Origin of the sequence: Pseudomaricurvus alkylphenolicus, assembly GCF_011683955.1 — a bacterium.
Taxonomy (GTDB): Bacteria; Pseudomonadota; Gammaproteobacteria; order Pseudomonadales; family Cellvibrionaceae; genus Pseudomaricurvus; species Pseudomaricurvus alkylphenolicus.
This window is the reverse complement of the sequence record NZ_JAAQPI010000023.1, coordinates 66,244-81,299: the sequence shown is the minus strand read 5'-3', so window position 1 is coordinate 81,299 and position 15,056 is coordinate 66,244. Positions and strand designations below refer to the sequence as shown.

The 15,056-nt window shown below is 52.1% G+C and carries 1 protein-coding gene (running past one end of the window); it reads left to right on the top strand.

Features of this window, described 5'->3' with window-relative positions; genetic code table 11:
- The first annotated feature begins 32 nt into the window (after positions 1-32).
- On the top strand, positions 33-15,056 hold the 5' portion of the coding sequence (locus HBA55_RS33280) for a hypothetical protein (RefSeq protein WP_206020098.1). 22,923 nt of this gene lie beyond the right edge of the window; the window shows 15,024 of its 37,947 coding nt (coding positions 1-15,024); the start codon lies at positions 33-35; the stop codon falls past the right edge of the window.

Here is a 15,056-nt window from a genome sequence, read left to right as displayed (position 1 = left end):
CCGGCAGTGCCGAGTTCGACCTGTTTGGTCTGGTGAAAGCCTCTGGCGACTTCGGTGTTGAGAAATCCAGTCAGTCCGTGATTCTGACGGATGGCTCCACTGTGCAGGCTGACCTGTTGACGATCGGGTTGAGCAACGGCGCCGCCTTTGCCGGTTACGACCAGGGCACCGAGTCCGAAGACGACGACATCGGTCTGCAACTGCAAGAAGTCGATCTCGCCCTGGCGCTGTTTGGCGAGCAGGGCGGTACCCGCAACTGGACGGCGGTGCAAGCCGGCGTCGGCAGCGCCGGTATTGTGGGCATCGACGGTGTCACGATGGCAGTGAACAGCGTCGCCATTGAAGTGAACCAGGCGGCCCTGGATGGCAGTCTGATCGACTTCCAGGACGCGACCGATCTGGATGTGGTCGTTGGGCCGGACGCCAGTGTGCACTTCGACCTGGCCGACGACAAAGGCGAGTACCTGCAAGTCACCGGCAGTGCCGAGTTTGACCTGTTTGGTTTGGTGAAAGCCTCTGGCGACTTCGGTGTTGAGAAATCCAGTCAGTCCGTGATTCTGACGGATGGCTCCACTGTGCAGGCTGACCTGTTGACGATCGGGTTGAGCAACGGCGCCGCCTTTGCCGGTTACGACCAAGGCACCGAGTCCGAAGACGACGACATCGGTCTGCAACTGCAAGAAGTCGATCTCGCCCTGGCGCTGTTTGGCGAGCAGGGCGGTACCCGCAACTGGACGGCGGTGCAAGCCGGCGTCGGCAGCGCCGGTATTGTGGGCATCGACGGCGTCACCATGGCAGTGAACAGCGTCGCCATTGAAGTGAACCAGGCGGCCCTGGATGGCAGTCTGATCGACTTCCAGGACGCGACCGATCTGGATGTGGTCGTTGGGCCGGACGCCAGTGTGCACTTCGACCTGGCCGACGACAAAGGCGAGTACCTGCAAGTCACTGGCAGTGCCGAGTTCGATTTCTTCGGCCTGGTCAAAGCCAATGCAGACTTCGGCGTGGAAAAATCGAGCCAATCTGTCGTACTGACAAACGGCACGACCGTTCAGGCGGACTTGTTAACGATTGGATTAAGCAACGCCTCGGCGTTCGCCGGATACGACCAAGGCACTGAAGACCCTGACGATGATTTGGGCTTGCGCTTGGAAGGTGTTGATTTAGCCCTGGCGTTGATAAGCGAGCAAGGCGGGACACGCAAATGGACAGCCGTGCAAGCCGGCGTCGGCAGCGCGGGTGTCGTTGGTATTGACGGCATTACGATGGAAGTCAATACCGTTGCTATTGAAATCAATAAGGCCGCTCTCGATGGCAGCCTGATCGACTTCCAGGATGCCACAGAGTTAAATGTCGTTGTGGGACCCGACACCAGTGTTCTATTTGACCTTGACGATACTAAGGGCGAATACCTACAGCTGACCGGCAGCGCTGAATTTGATCTGTTTGGCCTGGTTGCCGTTCGCGGTGACTTTGGTGTTGAAAAATCCAGCCAGAAAGTTGTGCTGAGCAATGGCACAACTGTTGATACCGATGTATTGATGATCGGTATGAACGACGTAGATACCTTCGCCGGCTACAATCAGGGCACTGATGATACCGACGACGATATCGGCCTGCTACTCGAAGATGTTGATTTGGCATTGGGTCTATTTGGCGAGCGTGCAGGCACCAATCAATGGGTTGCGGTAACAGCCTCAGTAGGGACGGCGGATTTCCTTGGTCTTCCAGACCTAGGCTTGAATATTAGCAACGCGAGCATCGAAATTAACCGTGCAGCGGTTAATGGAACGACGATTAATTTCGTCGAAACGGCGAATCGTTTTGGTGATGTCGTCGTAACAACTGGTCCCGAAACCGAAGTGAAATTTAACTTCCAGGGTGAGTTGCTGGCCATTCAAGTCGATGCGAGCCTGGTGATCGACGAGTTTGTCATTCTCGAGGGTACCTTTGCTTTCGAACGCTCCTCAGCTGTCGTAAAAACCCGCAATGCTATTGGGCAATTAGGGCAGGCCAACGCGGACCTGTTGACCTTTGGTGCCGGTGATGTAAATGCATTTGTTGGTGTTGATGGTGATAGTGAGGACAGGAAGGGTTTCGTCATCGAGGATTTGGATTTCTCGGCAATTATTGCAAACGATAACAGTACCGGATCGAACTGGTTCGCATTGCAAGCCAAGGCTGACACAATCGGTCTGGTCGGGCTGCCGGAGAACCTTGCCCTAAGTGCAAGCAATATTGATGTTGATATCAACACGGCGTCGGTGACCGGATCTGTCATTGACTTTGCTGCGACTCAAACTCAGCTCGGTACAAGCTTCGGAAACGAAGACACCCTGATTATTGATATGGATGGCACGCGCGGCGAGTTGTTAGCCGTCGCACTCGACGCCGATATTCAGGTTGACGGATTCTTCCAGGTTAATGGCAGGATCGCGGTAGAAAAATCCTCGAGAAATCTTTACCTGAATAACGGAACTCGTGTTCAGGCGGATTTATTGTCCTTCGGTGCGGGTGATCTCGATGCCTTCGCCGGTATTGGCGGCGGTACCGATGAAGCTATCGGTTTGCAGCTGTCGGGCGTTAGTTTCCAGTACGCACTGCTGACGGAAAAACAGGGAGTGCCTGGCGGCACCTCTGGCGTTCCACGGACGTGGAGCGGATTGCAGGCGGTTGCCGATTCCGCCGAAATGGTGGGCCTTGGTGATGATGTTGTCATTTCGGCAGAATACATCGACGTCGGCATAAATATCGCTGCTTCGGATTCGACCACGGTTAACTTTAAAGCGATGTCCGAGAATGGCCAGGAAATTGGCAGTGACGAAACCATTCTGATGGATATGGTCGGCACTGTCGGTACCTCTATTTACGCGTCAGGCGCTGTAGAACTGAAGGCCTTTGACTTCTTCCATGCGGACGCCGTGATCGTCTTTGAAAATGGCAGCGAAGAGGTCACATTGACGACCGGTGAAACCACCACGGTAAACACGCTGACAATTGGCGCCATTGATGTTAATGCGTTCGTTGGTCTGGACACTGGCGATTCCGTTATCGGATTCGAGCTCGAAGACGCTGACTTCGCCATGCTGACGATGAAGGACACGGAGTCAAGCCGCCAGTGGACTGCGATTAAGGCGGATGTTGAACGAGCTGCTTTCACTGGTATAGCAGACGTCGGTATCGAAGGTAGCGGTGTTGTAGAAATAAACACTCAGGCGGCCGATGGCACCTTGGTTGACTTCAGTGCACAGTCTGTGCTGATTAAACCTCAAGGGTCGGAAGATGGGCTTCTGTTTGATATGGCCCGCTCTACCGCAAACTTGTTCTCGTTGGATGCAAGTTTCGAGTTCGATCTATTTGGCTTTGTGCAGTTCCAGCGCGATATCGTTTTCACACAAGAGTTCCAAACTCTGACACTCGACAATAACAGCTCCGTCTCGGTCTCCATGTTGACATTCAGTAAGAGAGACGTTAGCGCATTCGCGGGTCTAAATGGCGGCACTGATGATGAGATAGGTTTCAAAATTGATGATGCCGATTTGGGACTGGCTGTTGTTATCGACAACACCGATCCTTCGCGTTATTGGTTCTCAATGAAGGCTGACGCCAGCGAGTTAGGGTTCGTTGGTCTGGATGGATTTGAAGTGTCGGCCACCGATATGGTGGTAGCGATTAATACAGCGTCATACGATGGCCGGAGCATCAATTATCAGGCGCAACCGCTGGTGCTAACCGATGGATTAGGTGGTTCGGTGGGCGGCGTTGATGTGGGCGGTGACGAGGAGGGCGTGATTCTCGACATGGCCGGAGAGACAATCAGTATTTCCGGTACACTCGATGTGGATCTGTTTGGATTCCTTGCACTGTCCGGCGATTTTGCTTTCCAAAAGTCTAATCGTGAATTGACATTGTCTGATGGCACCGTAATTAACGGTGACGGTCTTGTCGTTGCTGCTGGCGGCGTAGATGCTTTTGCTGGTGTCGGTTACGGCAGTGGCAACGAAATAGGTTTCCAGATTACCGATATGGACTTTGGTCTGGCGATTTTCACAGACAAAGCTGATCTCAGCAGAAAATGGACGACCATGCAGGCCAACGTTGGCTCCATGGGTTTTGTCGGTATACCTATTCCCGGCTTTAAACTGGAAGCCACCGACATTGGCTTTACGCTGAATACTTTGTCCTACGACAATCTGACGATCGACTATGCTGCGAATCCTATTGATCTAAGCAGCATCAATCCGAATTTGGATTTGGATGCACTGGCATTTGATATTGATGGGTCTCTGGGGGCCTTTATTGGCTTCGAAGGCAATTTTGCGTTGTCGGCCTTCGGTTTGATCGATATAGAAACCAGCTTCAATATTGAGCAACAGTTGGAATCGGTCATACTAAGCGACGGTTCGACTGAAAATGTTGTTCTATTTACTTTCGCACTGGTTGACCAGGATATCTTTGCAGGTGTCAATGGCAATACACCTGACGAAATCGGTTTGAAGGTTGAAGACATAGACTTTGGTCTGTCGGTAGCATTGGGTGTCAACAGCGGTGCGGCTTATGTGTCGGCACAAGGAAGCGCGAGTTCTGCCAGCATCGTTGGCATGGAGATTATCGAAGCTTCAGTCGACGATGTGAATCTGGTTATCAATACGGCCGACAGCCTGGGTCGGGTAATAGATTACTCCGCCAAGAACCTGGAAATCCCCACCGGCTTCTCCTTTGGTGGCGGTGATTCCGAGCCGGAGGGCGACGAAGAAACCTTTACCATGGACATCGCTGGCAGCCTGGGAGAAATTCTGCAGGTCAGTCTGGTTGATGCCGAACTGCATCTGCTGGGCGCTGTGCACGCTCGGGGTACCTTCGCCCTTTCTCTAGGCAGCAATGTTCGCATGGACGTCAAGACCAATTTTGCCCTTGATGCTCTTGGCACCTATAACAATATGGCGTTTAACTATCTGTCGTTCGGTGCATCGGATGTCGATATTTTTGTGGGCTTGGGCACGCCGTATTGGGGTGAAGGCGACGTCGGCGATGCGATCGGGTTGCATATGTCTGATGTCGATGTGGCGCTTGCAGCATTTTCCATCGATCGCGCAGCCAACACGCTTGAAACCCGCGATTCCGGCTTCAAAATATACAGTTTGAAAGCCGAAGTCGGTTCTGCAGGGCTGGTGGGTATTGGCGATGTTATTTCGGCGACTCTTGAAGACATTACGGTTTATCTGAACTGGGGCAGTTCTTCACTGCCTAATATTGAACCCTACGTAAACTTCGCGGAACAATTCCCTGCTACAGAAAACAAAGCTGCCGGATTTGAGGTGGCTACCGGAGCGGACCCTGTCATTCTGGATATGGAATCTCGCGGCGTAGGAGCAGGTGTAGGCCTCGCCGAGCTGCAAATCTCGGAATTCCTCTACCTCCGCGGCTCCTTGGGTTTCACCATGGGGACGGTAATCAATGTCGATGTTGATCTCGGTGTTCTCCAGAATATTGCGGATGACGTCATTGAAGCTATTCCCGGCAGTGACATTTTCTTCGGTGACTCAGGCATCGGCATGGAAATGGAAACCATTACCCTTGCCGGTCTTGATATGTATGGCTTTGCCGGTGTAGGTGGGCCTTACATCAGCGACACCAACAATGATGGCGTTATCAACGAGCTGGACGAAACCAATGACTCCGCCATTGGTGTTCAGATCTCTGATGTCGATTTCGGCATGATGGTGGCGACGCCTACGCTGGTGAAATTAGTCCCGGGTTGGACCGACTTTGTACCTCGGTTTATTGCAGGTTCTGCGCGTGTTGGTGAGGCCGGTATCGTTGGTCTCGATGACGAGTACTTTGTGGCAGAAATGGAAAATGTATTTATCGACATAAATACATTTGTTATGCAGATTGCCGCGCCGCAAGCTAACGCGGCGGTCAATGGCGCACTGCAATTGCTTGGGCCTCCATCGATAAACTGGGCATCGAGCTTCGCTGATTACACCGAAGATCTAAACGGCAATGGTATCCTCGATGAAGGCGAAGATCGCGACAATGACGGCGAGATAGATACGGCGGCCTACGGCCTGTTTGCGGGTGGCGACAATCTAGTTTATCTGGATTTCGACGAGGAAATTCTGCGTGTGGGTGTTGGCTACGCAGAGATGAATATCGGCGGCATGCTGCAAGCCAGTGGCGGTATTACCCTGACCAAGAAGGGTGGTGAAAGCGTATTCCTTACCGACGGCTCGGAAACCGATGTCACCACATTATCCATTGCCGTCAACGATGCCTACGGATTTATCGGTTGGGGTGGTTACTGGCAGGATAGCAATGGCGATGGTTTCATCGACGAAAACGACGAGCCCGACACATCTGCGGTCGGCTACGCTATTGAAGATCTCGACGTTATTGTACTAGCGGCGACGGAGTTTTCCTTCTCGACCAGTCACCTGTCAATCGGCGCCTATGTCGCGGCTTCTGCGAGTATGACCTCTGCCGGATTGGTTGGTATTGAAGGGGTGGAGCAGGAATTCAGAGACCTGAAGTTTGAGCTTAACGTTGGCGCCCGTGCTTATCTGGGGGCGGATCAATTTACCACCAACGAAGACGGCAGTGTGTCTTATGATCCGGATGGATTGCCGTTCGGGCTTATGGCGATCGACTTCTCACGCTCCAAGTGGGAAGACCCTGATGGCGTTGAACATCCTGGTTATGCGATCAGGTCTAACGATCCCTATGACCCCATTATTCTGGATCTTGATGAATTCATGATTCGAGCACGCGGTGAAGGCGTGCTTAATGTCTTTGATGCAGTGACTTTGGATGGCGCTTTTGACTTCAGCGTCAGTGCCAGCGGGGGGCTGACTGCGTTCGCCGATGTAGAAGCTCGTATTAACGCAGGCCCGCTGACCAGTGGTGTCGATGCCCAGGGTTTGCTGGTGATTCAGGACGGTATCGCGCTGCAAATGGAGATGGAGTCCGCCTTCGATTTGGGCGATGCCATCGACATTGATATGTCCATGGGCCTGACTATGAACGCCTTTGGACGTGATGTGGTGTATGAAGTTCCAGAGGAACTGCAGGATGTGGTTGGCGAGGAACAAATCGTTATTTCCGCCACTCCTACTGGCTATGATCATCCCGTAGATTTTTATCTGGTGGCTGAAGGTCACGGTAGTCTGTCATTGCTGGATGCGCTGCACATTGAAGCCGATGCGTCGATTCTGGTGGTTGCCGACGTTCGTGATGACACCGGTGATTTCGAATTCCTGACCTCGTTGGAAGTGTCCGGCGTACTCGATATGCCTTTGTTCGAGCCTCTTCATGTCGCCGGTAGCCTGACCCTGGGGACGGAGGGGGTCTATGGCAGTCTGCAGATTGGAGCACCTGGTGGCTCCACCTTGATCGATGCCGGAGCCTTTGCAATTTCCGGTAACTTCCTGGTGCAGTTTAATGCGACTGGCGCAACTCGTTCTGTTAAGGCGTTGGATGTTCAGGATGGCACCGTGGTTGGCTTCACCACCACAGAGGTAGCGGCACAAACCCTGATTATCCAGGGGTCGGCGGAAATCGAACTACCAGCAGGTATCGGTATGCGTGGTTCGGTTGATCTGCTGCTGAATTCCAGTGGCATTGAGGCCTCACTGGATATGGTGCTGGAGCTGGGCGATCTCGCTGAGCTTGAGGTAAGAGGCGCCGCAGCTATTCTGGACACGGACGAAGGGGCGGTCTTCGCTCTTAGCGCTGAGACCTATTTGTCGGCGGGTATCGGTTCGATTGGTATCGAAGCGGGCGCGCTTCTGGAAATTAACACCAGCGACACCACCGAATATGCAGGGGTCGCTGCCGGTACCACCTTCAACCTTGAGTTGGATGGCGCCATTCATATCCTTGCGTTTGACATCGAATTTGCAGGTGGTATGAGTCTGGTTGACGATGTGTTCGAGCTGCGCATCGATCAAGCCTCTCTGGACTTCTTTGGATTGCTGACGGTCGACGTGAGTGGTTACCTGCGCTCTGATGGCAATTTCGAAATCACTGGCGAGGCCAACCTGCACGTTGATATGGGGCCGCTGGAACTCAATGCCGGCATGGCGGTGACGTTCAGCAACACTCGACTGGCGGCCAGTGTCTACGGTTCACTGGATATCAGTATTGATCTCGGACTCTTTGAGATTAACGAGACTCTGGCTGGTTTCAGCGGTGAAATCGAGCTGACAGCCGCCAGCGCGTATCTCAGCGCCCGTGCTACCGTCGCGGGAATTACCGTGTCCGGTTCCGCATTCTGGAGCTGGGGAGATCCTCCCGTCATCGCCCATCAGGTGGATGATGTCCTGTATTTGAATATGGGGGATGAATCGGGTCGCTACGGCAGTGGTACCTTATACGATGATACTATTCATGAATCGGTCACCATTAATGACAATGGTGCCGGGGGTATCGTCGTTGAATCCCTGGGTGTTAAATCCACATTCGTGGGTGTCAACCGAATCGTAGCTCGAGGCGGCAGTGGCAATGATCACATATACGTTTCAGGGAATGTTCGGGCGGTTCTTGACTTTGATGGCGGAGAGGGGAATGACTCCTTTGTTATTGTCGGTGGCGCAGCGGGCAGTGTTGTAAAAGGTGGCGCTGGTAAGGATGATTTCCTTGGCGGTTTGTATAACGGTATCACCTACTATGGTGGCGCTGGTGATGATAGATTCGTTGGCGGCTCTGCTTCAGAAACCATCAATATGGGCAGCGGCGAGAACAGCATCTTCTCGAATGACGGCAATGACACTATCTACATTGAAAATGGTCAGAACACCGTCGAAACCGGTAGCGGAGACGATACAATATATGTCGAGGCAGCAGGTTATCTTGAAATTATTGGCGGCACTGGAACTGACCGCCTGATTGTTGACGATTTTACGTCTACTGATGTTCTCCAGTTGAATGATCATCAATTCATATATGAACCCAACGGCTTGACCATCGATTTCGATGACACTGTTGAACGCATAGAATTTGTTGATCACGCAGAGACAACTCGACTGACCACAGAGGATGATTCAAGTTGGGGAGCGACAGATTTCGTTTTGACATCTGACGGCCTTGTCGATATTACTGAAGCGAAATTTGTCGCTCCGGATGCATTGGTCAGTATTCAAGCTGAGGGTATCAAGGGAGATTTCGATACTGAAATCGCAGCGCTTTCTGTTGTCAACATTGGTAGTGCTGAATTTGGCGACCTGATCATAACGGAGAAGGATGATCTGCTGGTGGTCGCTGACGGGCGTATCAATGGCGGCCTGTTTACACGCAATGGCGAAATCAGTATCGAGCTTGAAGATCGTGAGTCATTGCTGGACTTTGATGAAGGCTTGATGTCCACAGAGACAAGCGGCGGCAATATCACTATTGTGGCTGACGATGTCGACTTGCATGGCGGTAATGACTCCGTCCGAAGCACCGGTATATTTACTCTGGTTACCCAGTTTGAAGAGCAAAACTACCGAATTGGCGGGGCAGGGCATTCAATCTATGGTAACGATTTGTCGGCAGGAAGTGCATCAGGCTTCCTGGATTTCTCGATGCAAGACGTATCTGCATTGAGGGATGGTTTCGAGCACATTTATATCGGGCATGCCGGTGATAATGTCACCATGTTTATCGGTGATCTTGAGGACAAGCAGTTTGGTTTCTTCGACTTTTCCGCAAAGCTGACTGATGAGGCAACGCTGGTCGCTGGCAAGATGAATATTGTCGGTGATGTACAATCCGACGAATTGCTGACTTTGGACTCCCGTTTGTTCATTGTGGAACCAAAGAATATTAACGACCCCCTGGGGATTCCTGACTCGGGCGTCTATGCACCGGTACTTGATATCAATGTCGAAGAGCAGGTGGTCATCAGTGGTTGGATTAACGCCGCCGACGAGTTGACTATCGACGTGACGGCCAGTACCGGCGTCGATGGCCTGGTCAGTTATGGTGCGGAAATTAATAGCATTACCGCCAGTAAAGGTGCCTCGGTCAGCCTGATCAACGATAACGCAACGGCGGATATCAACGCTTCACATTCTATTGTCAGTGCCACAGGAATATTCTCTGAGGGTGAAAGCTCGACCATTGCTTTGAATGCGGGAACAAGCATCACCATTCTCGAAGGGGCAACGATCAAGTCAGAAAGGGATGAATCATCAATCATCCTGAATGCTGAAGATTACATCCATTTAAATGCCGGCAGCGCGCTGTTGTCCGGCGCAAGATTCGATAGAGAGGGTGAGACGCCGATAGCCGTTAAGACCGGCGATGATTCGGTGTTGTCAATTAATACTACTGGTGAGCTGATTATTTCCGGCTCTATTACAACCTCGGGTGTTTTGGATATTCAGTCAGGAAGCAGCCATGGTGATCTGGCCGAATACTTTGATACCTTGCCAGGCAAGGAATTAACTTCCAGCAGCGATCCTGGCTTTATTGAGTCTGTAATTGCATCATTGAATACCGGCACGGTCAGCGACGATCTGCGTGCACTTATTACAGAAAATAACCTCAGCTTGTTGTCGAGCGTGTCTTCACAGGCTATTGACAATTACACAGCGTTTAGTCAATTGGACGATGACGCGAAGGCTGCCATAGCCGAGTCGCTGGGCTATGACGTCTATGCCAATGGAGGCTACTTCAACGAAGAAACCGGCGTCTTCCGCGAGATCTTGACAGAAGGCACCTTATTTACGGACAGCACGGGCTATACCCAGTATTCTGGAATGGTTTTCTATAATGCCGGTGCGGATGAAGACCAGCGGTTTAAGACAGGTTTTTCTCAGGGCGAGGCAGTAGACTACAGTAATGCATTGGTCGACTGGTCAAGCTACGGTGTGGCCGCGCCATCTGCCGATGCAAGCTTTGAAGATTTAAGCTCTGCTCAGAAACTGGCAGCTATTGATGCTGGCAATTACTACATAGATTATACGCGTGTAGCCGTTGAAGATTGGGGTGAGTTGGATATTCCGGCACTGGATACTCCGATATCCGAGCTGTCTGCGGAGCAGAGAGCGGTTGTTGTCGGATACCTTGACAGCTCAGCTGCCGAAGGCATTGAAGTCAAATTTTATAACTACAATGCCGATCCAGGTAAGAAGCTGGTCAGCACGTTGCTACAAGGTGCAGAAGCTGATTACAACAATGCCAATATTCTGTGGGGCGAGATTGCACCGGCTGAAGGCGCCTCATTCGATGAGCTTTCTGATGAGCAGAAACGACGAGTTGCGGCGAGCCTGGGCTACACCGTTTATGAAAACGGTGCATGGTATAATCCCGACGCATCGGAGGCCGAACGTGTCATCGAAGAGTTCGCGGATACGGCTGCCGACTACGATATCGACAGAATTGACTGGGAAGGTGCAAGAGCACCGAGCGCTGATGCCAGCTTCGCTGAGCTAAGTGCGGAGCAGCGTGCCGTCGTTGCTGAACAGCTTGGGTATGAAATTGTTGAACAAGCTGTTTATTTCAATAGCGATACGGGCGTGACAGTTCTTGAGCTGACTGAGGGTGTCGATTATGACAACGGCAACCTGAATTGGGGCGACATCACGATACCCTCGGGTGATGGGGGCTTTTTCACGCTGTCAATCGAACAGCAGAATCGTGTGCTTGACCAGACCGGATATCAGCGCTGGACCGGTACTGTTTATTTCAAGTCGACAGCTGAAGAGGGTCAACAATACAAAGTCAGCTTCGAACAGGGACCCGGCAAAGACTACTGGAACGACACCATTAACTGGAGCGCGGTAGATATTCCGGAGGCCGGTGAGCTGTTTGAGAATCTCGATGATGGCTCAAATGACACCACCAATCAGCAGGGCTGGATCCTGGATCAAACCGGTTTTGAGCAGTACACCAGCGCGGTTTATTTTAATCCTGATGCCGGTGATGATGCTTTTAGAACGGCATTTGTACAAGGGGTTGACTACAACAACAGTGAATTGCCAAGTGGTGCAGACACCAATCGCTGGCTTATTGACGATGGCACCAATCAATACCTGATCTATGCCTATGACTCGGGGAACGACGGCGTTATTGATGAAATTCAAGTGCTCGAACCTCATGAACTGCTAGGTCAGCGCGGATTCGGATTCCTGTTAACAGGTACTATTACAACCCTGCAAGACAACGCCGACTTTGTCGTCAGCGGTGAAGAAGATGCAATTGTTCGCGGCAATATTAACCTCCTGGGCGAAGACTCCGATCTCCTGATTCAATCAGATCGTTGGGTTTACTGGGAGGGTGAAGCCAGCGTTACTGGTGACCTTAGCTTGATGGGGGGTGTCGCCGTTGATGGAACCAACATTGACGGTGCTCGCGATGATGGTACCAGTCTCTACATACATGCGGCCTCCACTGTAAATACTACGTTGCCGGGAAGCGATATCTATCTTGCCGGTGGTCAGGATGTTGATTTGTTCGGTCGTGTTGTTGCTGGCGGAGTCATCGGAGAAACCGGTGTCGAGTGGAGTGGTCCAGACTCGACCATTACGGTTACAGCTGGCGAACAAATCCTGGTGGATACGGCACTGCTTGCGAGCAAGTCCGTCAACCTGGTGACTACCGGTGAAGTGGGAGACGACGATAATGGTTACGCGATTGTTATCGGCACTGCCGGCGGCTTGACTGCGGCAGGTATTACCAGTGACCGCTCTGGTGGTCTTGTCAGTGTTGACGCTGACGATGATGTTACTATCAGCGGTACGATTCTATCCGGCGGTACGGTCTCACAGGTCTTTGACGAGGACGGAGTTTTACAGTCGGAAACCATCGAATGGTCCGATGAAGATTCCACCGTTTCCCTGAAATCCGCTCGCCAGTTGTATCTGGCCGGTATGACGACTTCACTGGATGGAGATGAAGTGGAGATTGGCGCGACGATTCGCGCCAATGACCTGGTTGAGCTGCATGGTGGCATCGGTGACGACCAGATAGGCTTGTTGGTCCCTGGTGGAACGCGTATAGCAACATCAAATGCTGACGGCAGTATTCTCTTGACGTCTTCTAGCGATGCACACATATTTGGTCAAGTGGTGGCTGGTGGTGATGTGATCAACCACTATGATTCCCTGGGCTTCTTCCTGGGTAGTACCCTCGAAACTTATGGTGGTGCATCCACCATTGAAATATTTGCCGATGGACAGATCCAATTAGGCCGCGACCTGGTAGCCGGTAAGCTGATCGATGTGCGTGGAGGCAGTAGCGATCAAGAGCCGACAGAGGAAAACCCGTGGGCTGACGAAGGTATCGTGATAGGTGGTGCGGTTCAGCTGAGAACCTGGAGTGAAGAAAGTACCATCAATTTGTCAGCTTCCGGTGATATGTCTGTGCTCACACCTGCGTGGACGGAGGAGTTGGTAGCAGAAGGTTTTGCCGAATTCGCGGATGGGCATCTCAGCGGAGATACTGCATTTCTGTTAACGGTTGACCTTGGGACACATACCGTCGCAGGTGAAGTGGTGGTGTCTGCTTCTGATACCAGCGACAATGATGGTGTCGGGTTCTTGCGCGATGACCTGCAGGCGGCTATCGAAAATACCCAATTTATAGTTGTTGATTCGCCGACAAATGATCCCGCAATAAATAGCACCCAGACACTGGATCCCAGCCAGATTGAAGTAGGCCTGGATGACGGCCATCTTATGCTGCGGGGTAACTATGCCTTTACGATAGAGGCGATTTCAAACGGTGGTGCGGAGCGTCTGGGGTTCACTGCCACTCAGTTGGCTGCTGTGGCAATGTCCAGTCGTGGCTATGCCATTGATGCTTCAAAGCGGGGGTCAACGGTCAATATTGGCAGGTCCGATGCTGCGGGAGGTGAAATCACTATTGCGGGTTGGGTTCGTGGTCACGACGCAATCAATCTATACAGTGGTACCGAGGCCGACGGTATTCAAGCCGTAAACCTGACTTCAACGGGTAGGCTCGAAACCCTCAATGGGGGTATGGAGCTAACACCATCGGGTCACTTTGTTCTTGAAGGTGACCTAGTGGCGGGGGGGGATCTGGCGGATATTGTCATCAATGCCGAAGGCACGCTGCTGCTCAAGGGCGACTTGATCGCAGAGCAGGACATCATTATTACCGCCGGCACGGTAGAGACAGCCGGTGAGGTCAGCATTGAAACCTATGGGACTTCATCGTTGACCTCCCTTAGTGAAGGTGGACGCATCATTATAGAAGGCCTGAATGATGTTGTTATCAATAGTGTGATTGGAACGGACAATCCAAACCTGTCGTTGCTGGATATTAGTTCAACCACAGGTAAGTTAACTGTGGAAAGAGAATCTGGTTGGCTGGAGACCGGCGCCAAGATGAATCTGAGCGGCAGCACAGTTGATATCGCTGGTGTTGTTCGCAGTACCAGTTCCACGGCTGCCAGTTATGACCATGAGGTGACTATTGAGGCTACTGAGGATGTGAATCTTCATGGTGACCTGTCTCTGGCAGGTTCGATTTTGGTGGAAGCGCTGGGCGACATTGCGATCTACGATACAACTCTTCTGGTTCAAGGAGACGGTCAGCATCTCTATCTCGAAGGTGACAATATTCAGGTGGGTTCTGCAGGAGATAACGAAGGCGGAGCCATACTCGAAGCAGATACGGAACTTGCGATTGAAGCTCGAGGGCAGCTTACTATTGCTCAAGATGCCCAGTTGTTCTCCGAGCGGGATGACAGTGTCATTACTCTGGATGTTCGCAGCCTGGATCTGGTGGGTGCGGTGCTCGCTGGCGCCGACTTCGACGAAGAGTCGCGTGAATGGGTGTGGGCGGGTAAAAACGCCAGCATTGATGTTCGCACAGATCGGGCGGTGATCCTGGGCAACGATGAGTTCGGCGGAGACCTGAAATCGACTGGTAGTATCGTTGTTCGTACTGGTCTAAATGATGATGGAATCGGTCTCAGTCTTTCTAACAGCAGCGCGATATTCGTTGATGCCACAGGCGAAGGTGCCTGGACCGAAGAAGAGGCCGGCGTCGATGGCAATATCGATTTGCGCACCGATGGTGATTTGGTACTGAAGGGCGCAGTCGTG